A 24,959-nucleotide genomic window follows, 5' to 3' on the forward strand; every position below is an offset into this window, starting at 1 on the left:
CGTTAATGACTATTTTTTCTTATAAAAACAGAAATAACCAATCGCAAGGATAATGAGCCAGATCGGACTGACCATCAATGATTTCATTGTATCTGGTTCTAATGCAAGAATACCAATCGTACCAACAAAGAAAATGATCACGATATAACAAGTAATCGGTCCACCAGGTAATTTAAACACTGATTTTGCATGAAGTTCTGGGCGTGTTTTGTAGTACACCAAGTAACTCCACAAAATAATGATCCATACCAAGATAAACAAGATCGTGGATAGTGTGGTTGCTAAAGTAAATGCTTCGACTGTGTTTGGAACGAAATATTGTAATGCCGCACCACCCAATAGACATACACCAGAGAAATATAAAGCATTCGCTGGAACTGCGCGTTTATTTAACAGACCAAATGCTTTAGGACCTTGATCTTCACGAGAAAGACCAAATAGCATACGACTTGTTGAGAATACACCACTGTTCATTGAAGACATTACAGAAGAAAGGACCACCAAGTTCATAATGATTGCAGCCGCAGCAATTCCCGCTTGACTAAACAAGTTCACAAATGGGCTAACTTTAGGATCAATCATATTCCATGGTGTAACTGACATAACAATCACCAATGCCAATACATAGAAGAAAATAATACGGATTGGAATTGAGTTAACGGCTTTAGGTAAGTTCTTCTCTGGATCTTTGGTTTCTGCTGCGGTGGTACCAACAAGTTCAACACCGACAAAAGCAAAGATGGCAATTTGGAAGCCTGCTAAGAAGCCTTCAAAGCCTTTCGGGAACATTCCCCCATGATCCCAAAGATGGGTAAATGACGCCACTTGACCTGTTGCCGCCGAAGTAAAGCCGGTAAAAATCATCCAGAAACCCACCAAAATTAACACCACAATGGCAATAATTTTGATCAACGCAAACCAGAATTCCAATTCACCAAACAGTTTTACTGTGACTAGGTTCAATCCTAAAATAAAGAAGATTGCGGCAACACTAATCATTGCCCCTTCAGTTGGGGTAAAGGGCACCCCATTATTGAAGAACTGTAAGTAATAGATGATTGCAGATAAATCTGCGATACCAATAGTGATCCAGCACAGCCAATAAGTCCATCCGACAAAATAGCCGGCCCATGGTCCGATCAAATCTGTAGAAAAATCAATAAATGACTTGTATTGCAAGTTCGAAAGTAACAGTTCACCAAGCGCACGCATGACGAAAAAAACCATCAAACCAATGATCATGTAAATAAATAATATGGATGGTCCCGCAAGACTGATCGTCTTCCCTGAACCCATAAATAAGCCTGTACCAATCGCACCACCAATTGCAATTAATTGTAGATGACGATTCGATAAACTTCTTGCTAGTTCACCTGTTTCCGCAGAAGAACTGAGGTTTTCATTTGACATTGTTATATTCTTCTCTCAGATTTCGTTGTACAAAAGTAGCTTAAAACAAAAAAAATAAAAAAGCCTTTTTCAATGAATACTTAAAATATCTAAGTTTTTTCATCTTTTAGCTTATTTAATAGTCAAACGACTATCCCTTACCTTTCTTATTTTTACCGTTCCTTCGATTTGCAGTTTACGTGCCAAAATAGTTTTTGGCGAGATGTTAAGCAAAAAATTGTATTTCAATGGCGCTATTGGTACATTCAGCACATCATTCAAAAGGTGAACGCACTCAAAATGGGCAAAGTCAAAACTGTTTATCGTTGTGAACAATGTGGTACAGACCATCCAAAATGGGCAGGTCAATGTTCAGACTGTGGTGAATGGAATTCTCTGACTGAAGTGCGCATTGAACCTGTCGTATCACATCGTGCCAAACCTATGGGCGGTGGGTATGCTGGACAAGCAGCCAATGTCACCTTGCTTAACCAGATTACCGTGTCCAATGAAACACGTTTAGCTACGGGTATAGGTGAGTTTGACCGAGTACTTGGTGGTGGTTTAGTCACAGGTTCTGTCGTCCTGATCGGGGGTGACCCTGGTATTGGTAAATCAACGATTCTGTTGCAAACCGCAACGCATATGGCTGCTGCGAAGAATTCAGCGCTCTATGTCACAGGAGAAGAATCACTTTCACAAGTGGCTTTACGTGCCAATCGTCTTGATTTAGCTACCGATAAATTACAAGTCATGGCAGAGACGTGTGTAGAACGAATTTGTGATACTCTCGCACAATTGCGCCCTGCTGTTGCCATCCTTGACTCAATCCAAACCTTATATACCGAAACCTTACAATCTGCTCCCGGCGGTGTTTCGCAAATTCGTGAGTCAGCTGCACTATTGACTCGATTTGCAAAAAATAGTGGTACAGCGTTATTTCTTGTTGGTCACGTCACCAAAGAAGGTGCCTTGGCAGGTCCACGTGTACTTGAACACATGGTCGATTGCGTACTGTATTTTGAAGGGCAATCTGACTCCCGCTACCGTATGATTCGTGCTGTCAAAAACCGTTTTGGTGCGGTCAATGAACTTGGTGTATTTGGCATGACAGATAAGGGCTTAAAAGAAGTCGCCAATCCGTCTGCCATCTTTTTAAGTCGTTATGATGAAGCGATTCCCGGTTCAGTGGTGATGATCAGTCGTGAAGGTACACGGCCATTATTGGTTGAAGTTCAAGCACTGGTTGATGACGCGCATGGACAACCGCGTCGGGTCGCACTAGGTTTAGAACAAAACCGCTTAAATATGTTGCTTGCGGTTATGCATCGCCATGGTGGTGTACAGACCTCTGGACAAGACGTTTATGTCAATGTCGTGGGTGGCTTAAAAATTACCGAAACAGGTTCTGATCTTGCGGTACTTTTGGCCTGTGCTTCAAGTTTACGCTCTAAAGCTTTACCACAACAATTGGCTGTGTTTGGTGAAGTGGGATTATCAGGTGAAATACGCCCTGTTCCCAATGGGCAAGAACGCTTAAAAGAAGCCATAAAACATGGTTTTAAATACATCATCGTACCTAGAGGCAATGCACCACAAAAGCCTATTGCAGGTGTACAAATCATTGCAGTGGCTCGACTGCATGAGGCATTAACAGAAGCCATGCAATTGAGTGATGAGGTCTAATTATCACGTTATAAAATAGGACCAAGCCTTACAAGGAAGTAAGCTTGCTTTGATAGAGAGCTTAAATAAAAAATTTCCTCTTCTCCCTCATTAAATGAACCCTCACAGATCCAATAAAAATTAAATCTCTAACTAAAGTTAAAACAATAGTTTTGCTTTAATCATTTTTATAACAGATTGATCGATCGATATTTATTCAAATAATTTAAAGATAAAGGCTGAATACTGCACGCTATAAATTATCCATTAAATCATGAGAATTTTTATCATAAATTGCTGCACTAAATTTATATATCACAGCACAATTCCACCGATATGATAAAAGCCTTTTTAAATTGATAGTTTTAATTATTTCAATAGATTAGAAAATCCGTATTGGGCTTTAAAAGCCCAACAATATATTCGTTATGTTTATGTGAATATATGTGCAAATAAATCTTAAAAACATTGAAATTCTCTTAAAAAGACTGCATAAAGAGAACTATGAAAAGCAATTACAGTAATGTGCTTGCACTCATATTCATCAACATATTTTTTTAATATAGGTAGATTCAATGGAAGTTCGACAGCGCGGCTTGGTCGCAGGTATTTTAATGGCAACTTTGGCTGTAGCACCTTTGGCTGAAGCAAAACGTGCAGGTGGTGGTAAAAGCCATGGCATGAGCCGTTCTTCGAGTTCAAGTCAGTCTTATTCTCAACCTCGACAAGTTACGCCTGCTCAACAACCAACGCCTGCTCAACCTGGACAACAAAAATCAGGTTCTGGTGTAGGTAAAATGGTTGCTGCTGGTGTTGCAGGTGCAGCAGTAGGTGCGATTGCGGCAAATGCAATGGCTGATGATCATAATGGTAATGCCCAAGCACAAACCAATGATGCTGAATTAGCGAAACAACAAGCAGCTGCTCAACAAGAAGAGAAAAAAGGTGGAATTCCAAGCTGGATCTGGTTAATCCTGATCGCAGGTGCTGCATTCTTCTTGTTCCGTAAATTCGGCGCAAAAAAAAAATTAGCCAGCAATAATCCGTATGCACCAAATAGCACAGGTCCAACATCTGCGCCATTTGGGCAAAACAATACGGCACGTAGTTCAAACGACGCGACCAATATTTTTGGTCAGTCTGTCAATGGTGGTACTGCAACACAAGCACCGTTTGGCGCAGCGTCAATGCAAAGTGGCAATCAACTTCCAGATGGAACTGAACCTGCTGCTTTCTTACGTGTTGCTCGTCAACGCTTTAACCATATTCAGTCAATGAACTCAGTGAGCAATATTGCTGAAATTCAACGCTATTTAACAGCTGATCTTTATCAGTCAATGTACAGCGATATCATGGCAAACCAAGATCAAGATGTGGCTGAGTTTTCAAACTTAAATGCATTGGTATTGGATAGTGCAACAGAAAATGGACAATACGTGGTGAGTGTTCGTTTTACTGGCACTGTCAGCGAAGACTTAAATAGTCAACCTGTACCGTTCTCAGAAGTATGGCACTTTGTTAAACCAGCAGGGTCTACTCAAGATTGGTTAGTTGCTGGAATTCAACAAGAAAGTTAATTGAATAGCGTTTTATTGCAATAAAAACAGTGCTTCGGCACTGTTTTTTTGTTTTAAAAATATAGTATTTTCTATCGAATAGATTGAATCAAGACGGAAATAGTTTTGTTGAGATACAGCCATTCGTTTAAAATCACTTTGTCTTTATAATCAAAGCTAATTAAAAAAATGGGATAAAACAAATGAATAAAATAATCTATAGTCTAATTCTCAGTTGTAGCGCACTTTCAAGCTTTAGCTTTGCCTGTGATCCGGCTTCTTTAGACTGGGAGAAGTTTCATAAGACCTATGATTTAAATAAGAATGATACCTTTGAACTCAATGAGTTCTTAAAAGTCAAAGACTTTGATCCACTCCCATGGCCAGATGACAGACAGTTTCAAGGCAAAGATAAAAACATTAAATTATTTAAATTCTTAGATAAAAATAAAGATGCAAAGCTCTCAGATGAAGAAGTTGGTGCAATCCATAGCCTATTACCTAATCCTTGTGCCAATTGGCCTGATAAAGCTTGGTGGAAATTTTGGTAAGTGAACATTCAACATATATACCCTAAACTGTTTTTGCTTTTTTAATTCATTTAATCATACATGCAGTCGTTATCGCATACCGATATGAATCAACAACTACGAACACTCTATTCGCCAACATTGATAAAGTCATTCAAATACGTAATCTCAAATAAAAAAGCCCTGATTCATCAGGGCTAAAATTTTCACGATACTTAACGTCGTGGTAAAGGGATAAATTGTGAGTCAGCACTTTGAACTTTACGCTCACCCACTTTAACCGTGAGATTGACGGTTTGTTCGCCACGGATGACTTCAACTTGAATATCGGTATTCGGTGCTTGGAGCGCAACATAATTAATTAAATGTGAGGTTGAAGTAATATCTTCATTATTCACTTTAACAATACGATCGCCCACTTTAATCCCCGCTTCCGCCGCAGGACCTTTTTTCAATACATCAGCAACCACAACACCTGGTTGACGCGGTTGTAATACATCCGCTTGCGTTGGTGGAACTAAACTAATGCCCATCCATCCACGAATCACACGGCCATCTTTTAAAATCGAATTTAAAATTTGCTGACAGATTTTGGCAGGAATGGCAAAGCCAATCCCCAACGAACCACCTGACTGTGAGAAGATTGCAGTATTAACCCCAATCAAATTCCCAGCCACATCAATCAATGCACCACCTGAATTACCCGGATTAATGGCTGCATCGGTCTGAATAAAGTCTTCGTAAGTATTGATACCGAGATCAGAACGACCCGTCGCAGAGATAATCCCCTGCGTTACCGTTTGCCCGACACCAAATGGATTTCCTATTGCCAATACAACATCACCAACTTCATTGCCACTCAATTTAAATGGCAAGACAGGTAATTCTTTCAATTCAATCTTGATCACAGCCAAATCTGTATCAGGATCCGTTCCGATTACAGTGGCTTCTGCACGGCGACCATCTTGCAAGGCAACAACGATTTGATCTGCTTGAGCAATCACATGGTTATTTGTCAAAATATAACCATCTGGACGCACAATCACTCCAGAACCTAAACTGTTTTCATTCTGGTTTTGATTTTGTTCAGGGATCTGATTTCCAAAGAACTCTCTAAACGCAGGATCATTGAGCAATGGATGATTTTGTTTTACTTTTTGAGTGGTAAAAATATTCACCACTGCTGGTGCGGCAACCTTAACGGCAGCACTATAGGACACCACACCACCCGTTCGAGATGTATTGACCAAAGGCTCAACTTTCTCAGCAGGCATCTTCACACCATCAGCAGCAATCGGTGCTTTGGGCTGTTGAAGTTTTTGCCAAACCACAAAACAAATAATAACCAGTATCAGTAAAACCCAAGGGAGCCAAGTAAATGAACGCCGCACGTTTTTATTCCTCTAAGAATTTTTTAATTCGTTGATGCAAAAGCAATTTGTATATTGTAAAGCAATTCAATCAAGAAACATAAAAAACACAAAGAGTTTTGTTCAGCTTTAGTTACAATTTAAAATATGTTTTGATGGTCTTAACACACTTCATTTAAATAAAGGTTATTCATGGCTTTACTCAAAGATATCATCCAGTGGTGTGATCAAACCTTAAAATCACATGAATTTAAAGATTACGCACCCAATGGATTACAAATCGAAGGACGATCTGAAGTAAAGAAAATCCTGTGTGCAGTCACGGCGTCACAGGATGCAATTGATGCAGCGATTGCACAACAAGCAGACCTGCTCTTGGTTCATCATGGCTATTTCTGGAAAGGCGAACCCTATCCAATCACAGGTATGCGTGGCAAACGAATCAAAGCATTAATCCAAAATGATATTTCACTTGTTGGATACCACCTCCCCTTGGATTCGCATCCAACACTGGGGAATAATGCAATGATTGCCAAAATCCTTGGGCTGGAAAACATTGAAGCTTTAGACCCAAGCGAACGTAACCCGATTGGTAATATTGGTTATTTAAAAAACCCGATCTCACCAGAGGATTTTAAACATATTCTTACTGAAAAATTAGGCTTTGATACCATTCATCTCAATGCAGAAAAATCATTGATTCAAAAAGTTGGCTTCTGTACAGGTGGAGCACAGGATTTTATTGGCAAAGCGGCAGCAATGAATTGTGATGCCTATATTTCAGGTGAAGTCAGCGAGCGTACTTTTTATGAAGCCAAAGAGTTAGATGTGCATTACTATGCATGTGGTCACCATGCAACAGAGCGCTATGGTGTTCAACAACTTGCTCAAGCGATCGCGGAACAGTTCAATATTGACGCTAGTTATTTCGAACTCAACAACCCGATTTAAGCGCTATCCTAAAAAATGTAGCGTATTTTTTGGTAAATATTGCTCTGCCGATTAGACACTTTTCCATAAAAATGCGATGTACTTTTTAGATTTTCTATATACGTATTAAATCGAAATAAATTGTGTATTGTTATTTAACATCTTGCACAATTGTTGAAAGAATCCATTACAATAAAGCCACTTAATGTTAAAACCCAGCTAAATGCAAGGAATTTAAAACATGACAACCATTACTTTACCTGCTTTACCATACGGCTATGAAGATCTTGCGCCGCACATCAGCAAAGAAACTTTAGAATTCCATCATGACAAGCACCACAATACTTATGTTGTAAATTTAAACAACTTAATCAAGGGTACTGATCTTGAAGGTAAAACTTTAGAAGAGATCATTGTTGCTGTTGCTGGCGATGCTTCTAAAGCAGGTGTATTCAACAACGCTGCACAAGTTTGGAACCACACATTCTACTGGAACTGTATGGCTAAAAACGGTGGCGGTAAAGCAACTGGCGCTTTAGCTGCTAAAATTGATGAAGCTTTCGGTTCTTACGAAAAATTTGCTGAAGAATTCGCTGCTGCTGCAACAACTCAATTCGGTTCAGGTTGGGCTTGGTTAGTTGCTGATAAAGTGAATGGCGAGCTTTCTATTCTTAAAACTTCAAATGCAGATACTCCACTTGCACATGGCAAAGTAGCAGTACTTACAATTGACGTTTGGGAACATGCTTATTACATCGACTTCCGTAATGCTCGTCCTAAATACATTTCGACTTTCTTAGAAAGCCTTGTAAACTGGGACTATGCAAACGCGAAATATGCCGGTCAAGAAGCTGGTGTTGAAAAATAAGATCTCAGCATTTTATTTTTGTATAAAGGCCATTCTTTTTAGAATGGCTTTTTTATGCGATTTAATTTTTTTCAATTCGAATATGATCAATCCTAATTACACAGTAAAAGCAGATCCAATAAAAATCTTTTATAGTTATGCGGTGCTTAGCGCCATTCAGATCCTATGAACCCTTCTGCAACTGCAATAAAATTTAACCACTTATGATCATTTAATCTCGAATAAAGAGCTGGAAAACTTTAAAAATAATCAATATATATACAAACTCTTTAAATTCGGACAATAAAAAAACATTTAAGCCTTTTTTCTTATCATTTCACTTGACCACTTTGGCTTTCATCCATAAAATGCGCATCAGATTCTCCAATAGCTCAGTCGGTAGAGCGACGGACTGTTAATCCGCAGGTCCCTGGTTCGAGCCCAGGTTGGAGAGCCATCTATTCTTCCATAGCTCAGTCGGTAGAGCGACGGACTGTTAATCCGCAGGTCCCTGGTTCGAGCCCAGGTGGAAGAGCCAGATTCTAAAAAGCCCACTCATAATGAAGTGGGCTTTTTTATATCTTTATTTTCTATAAAGAAAAGATTTAAGCGCTTTTCGGCTTACACCTAAATTTTAGAACGCTTAAAACAACTTTGCTTTTATTCAGATTTACTTTTATTCAGAATGATCAAATATTTAGCAAATAATGCTTTTTTATGATGAATTTAACAATTTTTCCTTGACCCATTCCCATTTCATCCCTAAAATGCGTTCCAGATTCTCCAATAGCTCAGTCGGTAGAGCGACGGACTGTTAATCCGCAGGTCCCTGGTTCGAGCCCAGGTTGGAGAGCCAGATTTTAAAAACCCACTCATGATTGAGTGGGTTTTTTCTTGTCTATACGATACCGATCGCTTATGTCTCTCGATTTACATCAAATTTTATTTTTATTGATTGGCAGTATCGCAACCATTGCTTTATTGCTTGCCTGCTTTGGTCAGTATTTATTTCGAAATAAACATTATTATGCAAAACGTGTGATCACCCCTTTTGAACAGAAAATGTTTTTCCGTTTAAATGAAGCCTTTCCACAATATCATGTACTTGCGCAAGTCGCGTTTAGCGCGTTAATTGATTGTAATCAATTTAAATTGCGTTCAAAATTCAATCGTAAAGTGACCGACTTTGTCCTACTCGACAAACAGCTTGAAGTGATTGCTATTATTGAACTCGATGATCCCAGTCACCTTGGCAAAGAACATATCGATGCACAACGTGACGAGATGTTAGAACAAGCAGGTTATCAGGTATATCGCTATACCGATATTCCCAGTTGTCGAGATTTAAGAAAAGACATTGCGGATTGAACATGATCAGCCAAGCATTTCTAAAGCTAACCATTCAGCCATGTCTTATAAAATAATCGATGCAATACATAAGTAAACGATGACACCTGTTGCATCACAAATCGAGGTGACCAAAGGTGCCGAAGCACTTGCTGGATCCAGCTTTAAACGATTCAATATAAATGGCAGGCTCATCCCAATTAAGCAACCCATCAATACAATACCCATCATACTTAAAGCTAACACCAAAGCGACCATTGCATCGCCTCTAAAGTAACCAAGAATGGACACTGCAATTGCCATTGTTCCGCCCAAACATAAACCGACCAAGCTTTCACGCCCAATCAGATACATCCAATCTTTTAAATGTACATCACCCGTTGCCAATGCCCGTACCATTAAGGTGGCCGATTGTGAGCCAGCATTCCCGCCACTCCCGACCAAAAGCGGTAAAAAGAATACCAGCACAATATTCTTTGCGATAATATCTTCAAAATGGGCAATCCCGAATCCAGACAATAAGCTGCCAAAAACCAAAATCACCAACCAAAATACCCGTTTTTTATACAGGTAATGAATCGGTGCTGTCTTAATGCTCATTTTAGGAGACGATGAGACTGCACTGGATTTTAAAAAGTCTTCTGTAGCTTCTTCAGTGACGACATCCATCGCATCATCATAAGTAACAATACCTAAAAGCCGTTGTTGCTCATCAACAATTGGCAGTGCAATAAAGTCATAATAATGCAGCTTCTCTGCAATGCTTTCTTGGTCTTCATTAACGTCCCCAACAATCAAATCCGTACTCATGACTTCGGCAATGGTTTGCTCAGGCTCAGCAAGAATAATTTCACGTAAGGACACAACCCCGAGTAACTTGCCTTGTACATTGACCACATAAATCAAATAGACCGTTTCACGATCTGTGGCAATTGCTCTGATCTGCTTGATGGCTTGTGTCATGTTCAAATCAGGTGACAATGTCACATAATCTGAACTCATGATTGCACCAGCAGACTCTTCTGGATATCTGGCTAAATGTTGGATCTGCTGTTGTATTTCAGGGCTTAAATCGGAATAAACAGCTTGCTGTAATGCATAAGGCAAGTACTTAAATAAATCTGTACGATCATCCGAGTGCATCTCAGAAATGATATTGACCAGTATCTGTTTTGGTAAATGTTCAGAAATTTTAAGTTGTTGTTCGAGTGATAAAAACTCAAGAATATAGGCAGCATTGGGCAAATACTCCACCAATGCCAGCTGTTCATTTAAAGATAAATCTGCCAAAATTTTCGCGATATCGGCATCATTGATTTGTTCAAATTGTTTTTCAATGAGATCAAATTGATGGTTTTGAATGGCTTTTTCTATTTCTGAAACGAGCGCCAAAGAAAATTGCATAGGATGATCCAAATTCCATCAAACTTTTGCCACATGTTGGACTGCAATCCCACGAAAATAAAGATGTTTTTTGTTGTGAAACATATTTTAAAGATTCTATATGATTTGAAGCTTGCTCAATCTTCATCAAAGAACATTGAGCAAGCAAAGCTCATCAATCAACACCCTTACTCAGAGGGTACTTTTGATTTAAAAATTGAACGAACCAGCACATACATAAATGGGATAAACAGCAAAACTAAAACTGTTCCGAAGATCACCCCACCCAATACGCTTACCCCTATTTCTTGACGACTGGCAGCACCTGCACCAAATGCAACAACCAAGGGAATAATCCCCGCACCAAAGGCCAAGGATGTCATTAGAATTGGACGTAACCGCAACCCTGCGCCTTCTAATGCAGCAGCAATCGCTGTTTTACCTTTTTCCTGTGATAGTGCCGCAAACTCAACAATCAAAATCGCATTTTTACACGACAAACCAATCGTGGTCAGCAATGCAATTTGAAAGTAAATATCGTTTGGAAAACCTGCCAATTTACTAAAAATAATATTGCCTCCAATCCCCAAAGGAATTGCTGCAATCACAGCAGTTGGAATCGACCAACTTTCATATAAGGCTGCGAGGCAAAGGAAAATAAAGCCGATCGAAATCAAATACAGTAACCATGCTTGGCTACTTGATTTTTGTTCTTCAAATGACAAGCCACTCCACGCAACATCAATTCCATCTTGTTGACTAATCAAGGTCTGAATATCTTTCATGGCTTGACCTGAACTGGTATGCGCCGCTGCATTGGCTTCCATTTGTAAGGCGGTATAACCTTGGAAACGATTCACAACGTCGGGACCACCTTCCCAGCGTGTAGTTGCGAAATTGCTAAATGGCACCATTTGGTTTTGTGCATTACGCACCGTCCATACTTGTAGATCTTCAGGCTTAGAACGAAACTCTGCATCGCCCTGCATCATCACCCGTTTAATTCGTCCACGATCAATAAAGTCATTTACATAAGAGCCACCCCATGCTGCTGACAAAGTGTTGTTAATCGCGGTTTGACTCAGCCCATTTGCCAAAGCCAATTTTTGATTAACATCAACTTTTAACTTAGATTTATCTGGATTGGATTTTTTATCCAGATTTTCAAAGGATTGGAATTGTTTGGCTTGTGCCTGCAATGTAGTGAATTGTTGGTCTAAATATTTCCGTCCTTGACCGTTAATATCCTGAATCCAAAATTCTAAACTATCACTATCCCCCAAGCCATTTACTGAAGCAGGCAAACTGACTGTAATCCGGGCATTGCGATCTTGACTAAAATACTTTGTCGCACGCTCACGAATTGCTTGCGCAGAATTTTGTGTACCTGAGCGATCATCCCAATGCTTTAAAGCCACAAAGCCTGTTCCTAAATTTTGCCCTGTACCTGAAAAATTACGCCCATAACGAATCAAGACAATATCAACATTTTGTTTTTCATGCTCAAGGAAATATTTTCGAATATTTTCCCCAACCACCTGACTACTCGACATCGGTGCACCATCAGCTAAACGGAACTGTACACTCAACATGCCCTGATCTTCACTTGGAATAAAACTGGTGGGTAAAGCCCGATAGATCAGTGAAAATACAGCAATCAAAGCCACAAAAATCGTCAAAATTACCCATTTCAAATTTAAGGTCTTTTGAATCAGGCGAATATAACCTTGTCTTAGATTTTCGAGTTTAAGATTGAACCAAGTAGCCCAACGCATAGGTTTAGGATTGGGTTTTAAAATAATGGCACAGAGTGCTGGGGTTAAGATCAATGCAACCAACATTGACAAGCCCATTGCCGCTACTAAGGTGATGGAGAATTGACGATAAATTACACCTGTCGAACCTGTAAAGAACGCCATCGGAATAAATACCGCCGTCAAAACCACGGTAATCCCAATCAAAGCTCCTGTCATTTCCTGCATAGACTCGATAGATGCCTGTTTTGCAGTTAAGCCCTGCTCATGCATCAAACGTTCAACATTTTCCACTACCACAATAGCATCATCGACCAGTAGACCAATTGCCAACACCAAGGCAAATAAAGTCAATGTATTAATACTCATACCGAGCACATTGAGTACCGCAAAGGTACCTAAAATCACAATTGGTACAGTAATGGTTGGAACCAGCGTAGCACGCCAGCTTTGTAGGAAAATAAACATGACCAGAACCACCAATACGATGGCTTCTAGTAAGGTTTTGACCACCTCTTTAATCGATTCTTGCACAAACGGCGTGTTATCACGCGGATAAACAATCTTATAACCTTGTGGTAATTTTTCAGAAATCTTTGCCAATTCGGCTTTAATTAATGCAGAGGTTGCTAAAGCGTTTGCACCTGAAGATAAAGAAATCCCCATGCCCGATGAAGGATAACCATTAATGGTATTAAACGACTGATAATTTTCTGCACCTAACTCAATACGCGCCACATCTTTTAAATAGATATAGCTACCATCGGTATTGGATTTCACAATAATATTTTTAAATTCGTCGACTGTTCTTAAACGTGAACCAGCGGTGACTTTTGCATTTAAATATTGGTCAGCGGTTACCGGTAAATCCCCCACACCACCAGCAGCAACCTGTGTATTCTGTGCTTCTATTGCTGTGCGAATATCACTGGGCATCAATTGATACTGACGCAGTAAATTCGGATTCAGCCAAATTCGCATGGCGTATTGAGAACCAAAGACATCAACTTCACCAATCCCTTCAATCCGTGATATTTCTTGTTCTATATGATCAGATAAATAGTCACCTAATTCGATATTGTTACTTTTACCTGTTTCATCATACAAACCCACCACCATAAAGGTATCGCCAAGCGATTTATTCACTGTTACACCTTGACGCTGTACATCATCTGGTAAGCGGTTGAGTACACCATTAATACTATTTTGGACTTGGACTTGTGCAGTATCTGGATCCGTTCCGTTTTCAAAACTGATACTAATTCTGGCACGACCCGATGAGTCACTACTCGAACTAAAATACAGCAGGTTGTCGATCCCTTTAATTTGCTGCTCTAAAACCTGAGTAACACTCTCTTCAACAGTTTCAGCATCTGCGCCTGTATAGGTTGTAGAAACAGTAATCCTTGGCGGAGCAATATCTGGATATCGCTCTATCGGTAAATTCAAGACTGAAAATACGCCTAAAGCCATGACAATAATTGCAAGTACACAGGCAAAAATAGGACGTTGAATAAAAAATTTTGAGAGCATCAGAGTAGGTTCTGCGTCAAAGGATTGAGGTAAAGTTGTTGTAGCAATTAAATCGACTTTATATGGATATTCTGTGACTTAAACTAAAAACTCAAGGAAAAATAACAGAAAAGCGAATGATAAGTTTAAATATGAAGAAACTATGAAGAATTTTTTTCTTCTAGGCATAAATCTACCAAAAGCATTTCATTAATTTTTCATCTTGATGTCATCACAGTGTCAATTTAATGACATAAGCTATGCACAGTTTCCATATAAGAATTTGAGAAAAATATGATTAAAAATACTGGGTTAATGATCAGTATTATGGCGCTATTAACCGCTTGTAATGATGACGATAAAAAATCAGAAAACGTCACACCAGAATACAAAGAACCTAAAATCATTATTGTTGGTCACCGAGGGGCGAGTGCTTTACGCCCTGAACATACCCTTGAAAGTTATCAAAAAGCCATTGATGATGGTGCTGATTTTATTGAGCCAGATTTGGTATCAACCAAAGATGGCGTATTGGTTGCACGTCATGAAAATGAAATTGGTGGCACAACCAATGTCAGCACATTCAGCCAATTTGCAGATCGCAAGAAAACAAAAATCATCGATGGGACATCATTAACGGGATGGTTTACAGAAGACTTTACTTTAAGTGAGTTAAATCAACTTAAAGCCCGCGAGCGTATTCCAGCGTTACGCCCAAACAATACCCAATACAATGATCAGTTGAATATCCCTACCCTTGAGCAGATTATTGAACTGGCGGAAAAGAATTATAAAAAGACCGGTAAAGTGGTTGGGCTCTATATCGAAACCAAGCACCCAACATATTTTCAAAAATTAAATTTAGCCATGGAAGATCCATTGCTGAAGACTTTGGCAAAGTACCAATATAGCCGTGAAATTGCGCCGATTTATCTACAGTCTTTTGAAGTCAATAATTTAAAGTATTTTAAGGACCAATTGACAGCGCATAAAAGTTTAAAGCATGCCAAAATTATTCAGCTTTATGATGATAAGAAAATCAGTCCAGCAGATTATGTCGCACAAGGAATTAAAACCACTTATGGCGATATGGCCACAGCACAAGGTTTAAAAGACGTCGCCAAATATGCTGATGGTGTAGGTCCATGGAAACCGTATATTTTTAATGATAGCTATACTGCACCCTCTTCTTTCGTTACAGATGCACATGCTGTGAACTTAAAAGTCCATCCGTATACTTTCCGTCCTGAAAATAATTTCCTTGCCAACAATTTAAAATGTAGCACAGCTGAAGCAGATGCAGCCAAGCGTTGTGAAGCTGGCGCAAACAAAGAATATGAGATGTATTTTAAAGCTGGCGTGGATGGTGTATTTACCGATGATCCCGGTTTAGGTCGCAAAGCTTTGGATGCGTACTGGAAAGCCAATCCAAATACCAAGTAACAGCTGATTTTTTCAAACAAATAAGCAAATGATTCAAACATTTGCTTAATTTTTTCTAAACTTGGTGTTTTTTGTTTAAAATTAATTCCGATTTAAGTTTAGAATAATACACTTCTTAAAAACTTTAGCTGCTTTGATTTATGAGTGATTATTCTCCATTTAAGGGTACGACGGGTTTCAAACGCATTCTCAATGCAACAGGCTATTCTTTAGCAGGATTTAAAGCTGCATATCAAAATGAAGCGGCTTTCCGTCAAATTGTTTGGATTAATATCGTTTTAATTCCGATTACATTTTTTGTCGATGTCTCTTCTGTTGAACAGGCAGTGATGATTGCGGTGTGCTTATTGGCAATCATTGTAGAATTGTTTAATTCAGCATTAGAAGCTGTGGTTGACCGTGTTTCTTTAGAACGCCATCCATTGTCTAAAAATGCCAAAGATATGGGAAGTGCTGCACAGTTCGTAGCTCAAGCAATTATTTTCTTTACCTGGGTCATTATTCTTTTTAGATAGGTTATTCTTTCTAGATCAAATAATCTTGTTAGGTAAGTATTCTTTTAAAAAATTAGAGAGCATAGTGACATTCCATCGCAGGTAAAATGTCAACTCATAAAAATTTATAACAGCCTAATTTTGCTTTGCTGCGCTAATCCAGTCTAAGCACCGCGATATTTTAACTCGAACAGCGCACTTTCAGCCTAAAGTTATCTCTATAGATAATTGATTAAAGTGATGGTTGTGGAATTGGGATATTCTTGTCAATTTTGTCAGGTCGATCGATATGCATAGAACAATTACTATATCCCCATTTGGTGACCTTACCTTGTTCAAGCATAAATTTCCTTGTACAAGCATTCCAGCCATCATTATATGAAATAATTTTTGCACCATTTGGGAGTGCATAGCTTCTATACGGTGGTCCCCATTTACTGATCAGTTTTTCTTCTGTACTTCCCACCCAAGACTGCATCAAATCATTTCTTGTTTCGGGTCTTTGTCCCATGATACTTAAACATCCCGTTAGCATCTGGCTGATTGCAATAATGAAGATTAATCTTTTCATTTTAGTTCCCCTCAGTTTTCGTGTTGTATTTATATTTACCGAACAGTACAAAAGCATAATAAAAAATATACAAAAAGACAAGGATGAAACAACTTGCATAAAAAATCCCCGCATAAAGCGGGGATTTTTTTGATCTGAGATCGAAACGATATTACATCATTCCGCCCATACCACCCATGCCGCCCATATCAGGCATAGCAGGTTTGTCTTCTGGGATATCAGTAATCATACATTCAGTTGTTAACATCAAACCAGCAACAGATGCAGCGTGCTCAAGTGCAGAACGCGTTACTTTAGCAGGGTCAAGGATACCCATTTCTAACATATCGCCATATTGTGAAGTTGCAGCATTGTAACCAAAGTTACCTTCACCGCTCTTCACTGCATTGATCACAACTGATGGCTCATCGCCCGCGTTAGACACGATTTGACGAAGTGGCGCTTCAATCGCACGACGAAGGATGTTCACACCTACAGTTTGGTCATCATTTGCACCAACAAGACCGTCAAGTACTTTAGCTGCACGTACCAACGCAACACCACCACCAGCAACAACACCTTCTTCAACCGCAGCACGCGTTGCATGAAGCGCATCATCTACACGGTCTTTCTTCTCTTTCATTTCAACTTCAGTTGCAGCACCAATTTTGATTACAGCAACACCGCCAGCGAGTTTAGCTACGCGCTCTTGAAGTTTTTCTTTATCGTATTCAGATGTTGATTCTTCGATTTGAGCACGAATTTGAGTTACACGTTCAGCAATTTGATTTGCATCACCAGCACCATCAACAATCACAGTATTTTCTTTAGAAATCGTGATTTTATGTGCAGTACCTAAATCTTGAAGTGTTGCTTGCTCTAAAGACATGCCCACTTCTTCAGAAATCACAGTAGCACCTGTCAAGATTGCGATATCTTGAAGCATTGCTTTACGACGATCACCAAAACCAGGTGCTTTAACCGCACATACTTTGATGATACCGCGCATGTTGTTTACAACCAGTGTTGCAAGTGCTTCACCCTCAACATCTTCAGCGATGATGAGTAATGGTTTACCTGTTTTTGCAACAGCTTCTAAAACTGTAATCAATTCACGGATATTACCAATTTTCTTATCAACAAGAAGAATGAATGGATTTTCAAGTTCAGCAGTCAAAGTATCTTGTTTGTTTGCAAAGTACGGGCTGATATAACCACGATCAAACTGCATACCTTCTACAACATCAAGCGCATCTTCAAAGCCTGAACCTTCTTCAACGGTAATCACGCCTTCTTTACCAACGCGTTCCATTGCTTGCGCAATCAACTTACCTACAGTTTCATCAGAGTTTGCAGAAATCGAACCGACTTGTTCAATTGCTTTAGTATCAGAAGCTGGTTTAGCAGTTGCTTTGATATTTTCAACAACAGCTCTAACTGCAAGGTCGATACCACGTTTCAAATCCATTGGGTTCATACCCGCAGTGACTGATTTGATCCCTTCATTTAAAATCGCTTGAGCAAGTACAGTTGCAGTTGTTGTCCCGTCACCTGCGATATCATTGGTTTTTGAAGAAACTTCACGAACCAATTGTGCACCCATGTTTTCGAATTTGTCTTTTAAAGAAATTTCTTTCGCAACAGTTACACCATCTTTAGTGATGTGCGGTGCACCGAAAGAACGATCAATAACTACGTTACGACCTTTAGGGCCTAAAGTTACTTTTACTGCATCTGCAAGTACGTTTACGCCCGCGATCATTTTTGAACGCGCTGAATCACCAAATTTTACGTCTTTAGCTGACATACTAAACTCCAGATATCTTTATAAATTTTAAATTTTGACCAATATGTTTGGATGAAAACTCATCTCAACGGCAGAAGATTAACCTTCCAATACCGCTAAAATGTCAGATTCTTTCATCACAAGAAGTTCTTCACCATCAACTTTAACTTTAGTACCTGCATAAGCACCAAACAGTACGTTATCGCCAACTTTAACGTCTAAAGCGCGTACACCGTTATCAGTGATTTTGCCATTACCTACAGCAAGAATTTCACCTTGAGCAGGCTGTTCAGCTGCAGAAGTACTTAAAATCAAACCACCTGCTGTTTTAGTTTCTTTTTCAACACGGCGGATCACAACGTTGTCATGTAAAGGACGAATCTTGCTCATTTCTAACTCCATAGACATTTAAAATGTCATTGATTACTCAGCGAAGATGACTTCTTATTCCTAGGTCATCGACAAAATATTTGTATGTCACATTTGTGGGGATGGAAATAAACGCTTCAAGGGGAAAACGAAAAAAAATTTATTTAATTTGTATGTTTTTTCTTCTTTTGTATCAAATCATGTCTAATTCAGAATTTTTTAGCGCAGTTTTGGCAATAAATTCCTGTAATTGTTCATCAAAAAAATAATGTTCAAAGCCACCATCTTGATGAATCACATTAAAGCTATTGGGTATATTTTTATGCAAACGTCGAGAAACTGCTGTACCCGCATGAACCTCATAAACTGGTTGCTTTAAATTTAGCGCAAAGGCTTGATTCAGATCATAGACCGCAACTAAATGTAAATGACCGTGCAATAAAGCATACAGTTGATGTTGTCCCCATTCTTTAATGGCAAACTGCCCTAAAGCTGGACAATCTTTTAAGTGATAGTCTTCATTTGATGTATAAAAAGGTTGATGACTAACGATTATTTTTAATTTATTTTTCGGTGCATTGGCCAACAACTGATTTACATTTTGAATTTGCTCAAATGAAATATGTCCGCGTGTATGATAACGGCGACGAATACTGTTCATGCCAATTAAATAAAAATGCTCTGTAAATAAGCTGCGTTCTAAACTGCCAAAGAACAGTTGATATAAGCCAAATGGTCTAAAGGCACGATTCCAGACATGATACAAAGGAATATCATGGTTGCCGGGCACCACAACATAAGGGATGTTTAGTGATTCTAAAAACTGCTTACATGCATAGAATTCTTTAAATTTAGCACGTTGAGTTAAATCACCGCTCACCACAACCACTTCTGGTTTATGCACAGCACAAAACTTTTGAATCGCCCGTATACACTCTGGACGCTCAGTACCAAAATGTAGATCAGACAGATGCAATAACATGCGGCACCATAATTTTTAAAGCATTTTTTTCTACGTGTAAGGTTAACGGGGTCGTCATTGAAACAATTTCTCCATCGACAGCAACGGTCAGTTTAGGCTTTTTTGAATAGACAATGACTTTTTGTGCACCAAAACTATACACATCGGAAGCGTTTTCCAATTTTCCACGAATGGTTTGAAACAAGGTTTTAAATAAAGTGGCTTTATCTCCTTTGGCGATCACCACACCGGCAATTTCCCCCACTTCTGCACATTTCGAAATTTTTAAATTTAATTCTTTTAATTGCAGTTGATTATTACCAAAAAAAATCAGCGGTGTTTTTACAGGATACTTTTGCCCATCTACTTCGATCTCTAATTTGAGTTCTTTACGATCACGAATCAGGACATCTAAACCTGACGTATAAGCATTTAAAGGAAAGCGTCCAAACCGACGATTATATTCTTCGCGTTTTTTAATAAACAAAGGATACAAACCTAAACTGGCATTATTTAAATAAATTTGATCATTGATACAGGCCACATGTGAGGCACGCGGCTCCCCTGTGGCAATCACATTGGCTGCCTCTAAAATATTCAAAGGAATATGTAGAACACGCGCCACATAATTAAAAGTACCTAAAGGTAGTATTCCCATAGGAATTTTTTGCTTTAACATTTGCGAGGCGACTGCATTCAACGTACCATCACCACCAGCAGCGACAATGACACCACAATCTGAGTATTGTGCATGACGTTGAAAGATTTTTTGCATCAGGGTTTTTATATCAGGCTCTGAACCAATATCAAAAACTTGAATTTCAAAACCATGTGAGGTCCAGATGGTCATGAGTTTTTCATAGATATCATCTTTCTGATTGGCATGAAAACCTGACTTTTCATTGTAAATCATTGAAAGAGGCTTGAGTTCTGTGTCCATAAGCTTGATTATTTTGAAGTATTTGCACTAATTTCGTCGATTTTCTAAACAAATAAAAGCACCTTTATGTAAAATTCGAATTATGCCCATTTATTAAATCAATAATTAATTTAGTAAATCTTATAATTTCAACTTATTGTAAACTATTATTATTTACAATTAAAATACCCTACATTCTATTTAAAAATACCAATAAAAATCAAACAATAATCCATGTTAGATAATACAAATCAAACACTTAGTGAAAATTCGAGCATTGGTATCTTTTAAGCCTTTAGTCTTATTTTTTTTATGAATATATGTTTTAATACCACCACTTTTTTTCATACTTAAATTTGAATGTAGTATCCCTTCATTCAGATTATTATTTGTACACAAAATTGTACATATTTTAGATAGGCCTCACCATGACCCAAGTGAACGCACCAGAATTCGTTCGTCATCCCAAGCTCATTGCATGGGTTGAAGAAATTGCTAAATTAACTAAACCTGCAAAAATTGAATGGTGTGACGGAAGCGAAGAAGAGAATCAACGTTATATCGACTTGATGATCGCTAACGGCACTATGCAAGCGTTGAACCAAGAAAAACATCCTGGTTCTTATTTAGCGAATTCTGATCCGTCTGACGTAGCGCGTGTTGAAGGTCGTACATACATCTGCTCTGAAAAACAAGAAGATGCTGGTGCGACAAACAACTGGGAAGCTCCTGCTGAGATGCGTACTCGCCTTAACGGTTTGTTTGATGGCGCAATGCAAGGACGTACCATGTACGTGGTTCCATTCTCTATGGGTCCATTAGGTTCTCACATTGCTCACATCGGTATCGAAATTACAGATTCTCCTTATGTTGCTGTAAGTATGCGTAAAATGGCTCGTATGGGTAAAGCTGTTTATGACGTACTAGGCACTGATGGCGACTATGTTCCTTGCGTACATACTGTTGGCGCGCCGCTGGCTGAAGGTCAAAAAGATGTTGCATGGCCTTGTAACCCAGAAAAATATATCGTGCATTATCCAGAAACGCGTGAGATCTGGTCTTACGGTTCAGGATACGGCGGTAACGCATTATTGGGTAAAAAATGCCTTGCTTTACGTATTGCATCATCTATGGGTCGTCAACAAGGCTGGTTAGCTGAACACATGTTGATCCTTGGTGTGACCAATCCACAAGGTGAGAAACACTATATTGCAGCAGCATTCCCATCTGCATGTGGTAAAACCAACTTTGCGATGTTGATTCCACCAGCAGGTTATGAAGGTTGGAAAATTGAAACTGTAGGTGACGATATTGCTTGGATCAAACCAGGTGAAGATGGTCGCTTATATGCAATCAACCCTGAAGCTGGTTTCTTTGGTGTCGCACCTGGTACAAACATCAAAACAAATCCAAACTGTATGGCGACACTTCACAAAGATGTTATCTATACAAACGTTGCTGTAACAGAAGATGGCGACGTATGGTGGGAAGGTTTAACCAAAGAAGCGCCTGCTAACTTGACCAACTGGAAAGGCCAACCGCATGTTGCTGGTGAAAAAGCAGCACATCCAAATGCGCGTTTCACCGTTGCAGCGGGTCAATGCCCTTCTATTGATGCTGACTGGGAAAATCCAGCTGGCGTACCAATTTCTGCGTTCATCTTCGGTGGTCGTCGTGCAGATACAGTACCTTTAATCTCAGAAGCTTTTGACTGGGTTGATGGTGTTTATAAAGCAGCAACAATGGGTTCTGAAACGACTGCAGCTGCAGTAGGTCAACAAGGTGTTGTACGCCGTGACCCATTTGCAATGCTTCCATTTGCTGGCTACAACATGGCTGACTACTTCTCTCATTGGTTAGAAATGGGTGAAGAAGTTGGTGCTAAAGCGAAAGCTGCAGGCAATAAACTTCCTGGCATTTATAACGTAAACTGGTTCCGTCGCGATGCTGAAGGCAACTTTGTATGGCCTGGTTTTGGTCAAAACATGCGTGTGCTTGAGTGGATCATTGACCGTTGTGAAGGTCGTGCAGAAGCAGTGGAAACACCGATTGGTTTTGTTCCAACTTATGAGCAATTGAACTGGACAGGTTCTGACTTCACTAAAGATCAATTTAATCTTGTGACTTCTCAAAACAAAGATCAATGGATCAAAGAGATTGAGAGCCACACTGAGTTATTTGATAAACTTGGTGAGCGCTTACCAGCTGCACTTAAAACTCGTCAAAATGAGCTTTTAGAGGCTGTTAAAAAATCTGCTTAATCGCTAAAAATTAAGACATACAAAAAGACCGCTACATAGCGGTCTTTTTTGCTTAGTGTGATACAGTTCACTTTATTACTCTGGTATTCATTACAATTATGTAATAAAAATACAAATGATTACTGTTTCCATGTACAAAATTCATATTTTCTCTATAATTCAAACATTACTTTATTTTATTGATTTTTTTTAATCATGTTAGAAAATATTATTTATTCGGCAAAAGTTATTAGAGCCAAATTTGTCTCAGATAGACGTTATCTCACCAAAAGATTTATTGCTAAATTGGGTTATACCCCGAACTTTGATCAGCCTAAAAGTTTCAATGAAAAAGTCACCGCCAGAATGATCTATGAAAGAGCACCTTTACATACGAAATTAGCAGATAAATTTGCTGTACGCGAAATGCTTGCAGAGAAAATTTGTTGTTCCCATTTTGTTCCACTGATTGGTGTATATAAGTGCTTTGAGGAAATTGACTTTAATCAACTTCCTAACAAGTTTGTTTTAAAATGCAATCATGACAGTGGCAGTGCAATTGTTTGTAATGATAAAGCGCAATTTGATATCAAAAAAGCGCAGCACAAACTCAATCACCACCTTAAACAAAATATGTATTTTAGAAAACGAGAATGGCATTACAAAGATATTGTTCCTCTAATTTTGGCCGAACAACATATTGATTTGTTTGTTGATCAAGACAATAAGCTGACCATTACAACATGCCGTGTTCATTGTTTTGAAGGTCAGCCTCGATATATTGAAGTCGATGTACAAGACAGCCAAGGCGTGGATTATTCAAATATGTATGACACATTTTGGGTACTGCAACCCTTTACCGTTGATCTAAAAAGCAATACGCCAAGCTGTTTAGCACGACCGCAAAAATTAAATAAAATGCTTCAACTGTCAGAAGACCTTTGTTTTAAATATGGTTATAGCCGAATCGATTTCTTATTATCTCAAGACGATGTTTTCTTTAGTGAGATCACCCTAACCCCCAATGCAGGCCGTATGGTCATCACCCCAAGTGAGTGGGATGAAAAGTTAGGCGCTTTATGGCTGACTGACTAACTAAGCCAAGCAAAAAGACCGACGTGTTCGGTCTTTTTTGTGATTTAATGCAATCATTCAATATCTAAAAATAAGCGCAATGACAGCAATTAAAAACATTACCACAACTCAACCTTATCTAACCCTGCTACCTGACCACGAAGTCGTCTTCGCCCCTTCAAGTCTATTTCTAGCTCAGCATTTACTTCCACTTATTTCAATTGATTTATCGGCAATCAATCCAGCATGGCAAGGAAAAATTCATTTGCTCAATCCGATTGAACCTTATGAATGCTATATCGGAAGTGATACCACAGAATTTTCTGATGCATTTGCCAATGAAAATTGGTTTATTATGCAATTAAATCAACAAAATCAATATGAATGGTTAGCAAACAAAAGATATTTTGCTTTAGAGAATCCTGATTGCGAGGCCGATCTAAAAAACCATCATAGAGAAATGCATGAAGATTACTTGCAGCTTAAACAGCGCTTTGCTGAAACTGAAAAAGTCATTTCAACATCACGCATTGAATACCAAAATGATTCTGCAACAACCCTGCTTGACCAATTAGGGGGTGAATGTGGCGGTGGAAACTGGACTTATCCAATTGATGAACATTTTGATTTACGCTACATCAACGTAGACCGTGATGATCAAGAAGTTCATATTTATGACCGTGATGGCAGGCGTTATTATTTTATTGCAGCTGTTGCTGGCTGGGAATATTGTTCACATGGGGCAGATTGGATTCTAATGTACTACCAACCTGAAACCCGACGCGTTTTATATACCTTTGATTGGTCATAACGACTCTTGTGCAAAGCTATATATTTTCC

The 24,959-nt window shown here is 38.9% G+C and carries 20 protein-coding genes and 3 tRNA genes; 14 read left to right on the forward strand and 9 right to left on the reverse strand.

Annotated elements, in window-relative coordinates:
* Positions 1–9: 9 nt before the first annotated feature.
* Complete coding sequence (locus L3V46_RS16055) at positions 10–1,410, reverse strand: amino acid permease (RefSeq protein WP_004819689.1); 1,401 nt, start codon at positions 1,408–1,410, stop codon at positions 10–12.
* Between the two features lie 279 nt (positions 1,411–1,689).
* Here L3V46_RS16055 and radA point away from each other — a divergent pair, with 279 nt between their 5' ends.
* The 3 genes from radA (at position 1,690) to L3V46_RS16070 (ending at position 5,161) form a co-directional block, all read left to right on the forward strand.
* Positions 1,690–3,075, forward strand: coding sequence for a DNA repair protein RadA (gene radA / locus L3V46_RS16060; protein ID WP_004722416.1), 1,386 nt, complete (start codon positions 1,690–1,692; stop codon positions 3,073–3,075).
* Positions 3,076–3,629: 554 nt separating this feature from the next.
* Complete coding sequence (locus L3V46_RS16065; RefSeq protein ID WP_004819688.1) at positions 3,630–4,631, forward strand: Tim44-like domain-containing protein; 1,002 nt, start codon at positions 3,630–3,632, stop codon at positions 4,629–4,631.
* A 182-nt stretch (positions 4,632–4,813) separates the two neighbouring features.
* The gene (locus tag L3V46_RS16070) at positions 4,814–5,161 is read left to right on the forward strand and encodes an EF-hand domain-containing protein (RefSeq protein WP_239046229.1); all 348 of its coding nucleotides are present in this window, start codon (positions 4,814–4,816) and stop codon (positions 5,159–5,161) included.
* 194 nt (positions 5,162–5,355) lie between these two features.
* On the opposite strand, the gene L3V46_RS16075 is transcribed toward L3V46_RS16070, so the two are convergent.
* The gene (locus L3V46_RS16075; protein ID WP_004722420.1) at positions 5,356–6,531 is read right to left on the reverse strand and encodes a trypsin-like peptidase domain-containing protein; all 1,176 of its coding nucleotides are present in this window, start codon (positions 6,529–6,531) and stop codon (positions 5,356–5,358) included.
* 171 nt (positions 6,532–6,702) lie between these two features.
* Between L3V46_RS16075 and L3V46_RS16080 the strand changes: the two genes are divergently transcribed.
* From L3V46_RS16080 to L3V46_RS16105, 6 genes are all read left to right on the forward strand, one after another.
* A complete protein-coding gene (locus L3V46_RS16080; protein ID WP_239046230.1) occupies positions 6,703–7,461 on the forward strand; it encodes a Nif3-like dinuclear metal center hexameric protein in 759 nt (252 codons plus the stop codon).
* 220 nt (positions 7,462–7,681) lie between these two features.
* A complete protein-coding gene (locus L3V46_RS16085) occupies positions 7,682–8,308 on the forward strand; it encodes a superoxide dismutase (RefSeq protein ID WP_004722425.1) in 627 nt (208 codons plus the stop codon).
* A 360-nt stretch (positions 8,309–8,668) separates the two neighbouring features.
* Positions 8,669–8,744 (forward strand) — tRNA-Asn (locus tag L3V46_RS16090).
* A gap of 5 nt (positions 8,745–8,749) precedes the next feature.
* A tRNA-Asn gene (locus L3V46_RS16095) sits at positions 8,750–8,825 on the forward strand.
* A 242-nt stretch (positions 8,826–9,067) separates the two neighbouring features.
* Positions 9,068–9,143: transfer RNA gene (locus L3V46_RS16100), tRNA-Asn, on the forward strand.
* 62 nt (positions 9,144–9,205) lie between these two features.
* Complete coding sequence (locus tag L3V46_RS16105; protein WP_096733454.1) at positions 9,206–9,655, forward strand: DUF2726 domain-containing protein; 450 nt, start codon at positions 9,206–9,208, stop codon at positions 9,653–9,655.
* 45 nt (positions 9,656–9,700) lie between these two features.
* Here L3V46_RS16105 and mgtE read toward each other — a convergent pair whose 3' ends face one another.
* Both mgtE and L3V46_RS16115 read right to left on the reverse strand, forming a co-directional pair.
* On the reverse strand, positions 9,701–11,038 hold the full coding sequence (gene mgtE / locus L3V46_RS16110) for a magnesium transporter (RefSeq protein WP_239046231.1): 1,338 nt from the start codon (positions 11,036–11,038) through the stop codon (positions 9,701–9,703).
* 167 nt (positions 11,039–11,205) lie between these two features.
* A complete protein-coding gene (locus L3V46_RS16115; protein WP_239046232.1) occupies positions 11,206–14,304 on the reverse strand; it encodes a multidrug efflux RND transporter permease subunit in 3,099 nt (1,032 codons plus the stop codon).
* 273 nt (positions 14,305–14,577) lie between these two features.
* Here L3V46_RS16115 and L3V46_RS16120 point away from each other — a divergent pair, with 273 nt between their 5' ends.
* Both L3V46_RS16120 and L3V46_RS16125 read left to right on the forward strand, forming a co-directional pair.
* Entirely contained in the window at positions 14,578–15,726 is a 1,149-nt protein-coding gene (locus L3V46_RS16120) for a glycerophosphodiester phosphodiesterase (protein WP_239046233.1), read from the forward strand.
* Between the two features lie 140 nt (positions 15,727–15,866).
* Positions 15,867–16,241, forward strand: coding sequence for a diacylglycerol kinase (locus L3V46_RS16125; RefSeq protein ID WP_004819673.1), 375 nt, complete (start codon positions 15,867–15,869; stop codon positions 16,239–16,241).
* A gap of 211 nt (positions 16,242–16,452) precedes the next feature.
* Here L3V46_RS16125 and L3V46_RS16130 read toward each other — a convergent pair whose 3' ends face one another.
* The 5 genes from L3V46_RS16130 to L3V46_RS16150 all read right to left on the reverse strand — a co-directional run bounded on the left by L3V46_RS16130 (position 16,453) and on the right by L3V46_RS16150 (position 20,826).
* Positions 16,453–16,791, reverse strand: a complete 339-nt coding sequence (locus L3V46_RS16130) for a hypothetical protein (protein WP_239046234.1) — start codon at positions 16,789–16,791, stop codon at positions 16,453–16,455.
* Positions 16,792–16,942: 151 nt separating this feature from the next.
* On the reverse strand, positions 16,943–18,577 hold the full coding sequence (gene groL / locus L3V46_RS16135) for a chaperonin GroEL (RefSeq protein ID WP_004819670.1): 1,635 nt from the start codon (positions 18,575–18,577) through the stop codon (positions 16,943–16,945).
* Positions 18,578–18,655: 78 nt separating this feature from the next.
* Complete coding sequence (locus L3V46_RS16140; RefSeq protein ID WP_004722444.1) at positions 18,656–18,946, reverse strand: co-chaperone GroES; 291 nt, start codon at positions 18,944–18,946, stop codon at positions 18,656–18,658.
* A 172-nt stretch (positions 18,947–19,118) separates the two neighbouring features.
* Positions 19,119–19,907, reverse strand: coding sequence for a metallophosphoesterase (locus L3V46_RS16145; protein WP_239046235.1), 789 nt, complete (start codon positions 19,905–19,907; stop codon positions 19,119–19,121).
* Positions 19,888–20,826: a diacylglycerol kinase family protein gene (locus tag L3V46_RS16150; protein ID WP_004819665.1), complete on the reverse strand. Its 939-nt coding sequence runs from the start codon at positions 20,824–20,826 to the stop codon at positions 19,888–19,890. The genes L3V46_RS16145 and L3V46_RS16150 overlap by 20 nt, the downstream gene beginning before the upstream one ends.
* 407 nt (positions 20,827–21,233) lie before the next feature.
* On the opposite strand from L3V46_RS16150, the gene L3V46_RS16155 reads away from it, so the two are divergent.
* The 3 genes from L3V46_RS16155 to L3V46_RS16165 all read left to right on the forward strand — a co-directional run bounded on the left by L3V46_RS16155 (position 21,234) and on the right by L3V46_RS16165 (position 24,930).
* Positions 21,234–23,066 carry a phosphoenolpyruvate carboxykinase (GTP) gene (locus L3V46_RS16155; RefSeq protein WP_004722449.1) on the forward strand — a complete coding sequence of 611 codons (1,833 nt, stop codon included), beginning with the start codon at positions 21,234–21,236 and terminating at the stop codon, positions 23,064–23,066.
* A gap of 195 nt (positions 23,067–23,261) precedes the next feature.
* Complete coding sequence (locus L3V46_RS16160; protein WP_239046236.1) at positions 23,262–24,140, forward strand: ATP-grasp fold amidoligase family protein; 879 nt, start codon at positions 23,262–23,264, stop codon at positions 24,138–24,140.
* Between the two features lie 79 nt (positions 24,141–24,219).
* On the forward strand, positions 24,220–24,930 hold the full coding sequence (locus L3V46_RS16165; protein WP_239046237.1) for a hypothetical protein: 711 nt from the start codon (positions 24,220–24,222) through the stop codon (positions 24,928–24,930).
* Positions 24,931–24,959 lie beyond the last annotated feature (29 nt).

It is taken from the genome of Acinetobacter sp. AG3 (assembly GCF_022343575.1).
In the GTDB taxonomy this organism is placed as follows: Bacteria; Pseudomonadota; Gammaproteobacteria; order Pseudomonadales; family Moraxellaceae; genus Acinetobacter; species Acinetobacter guillouiae.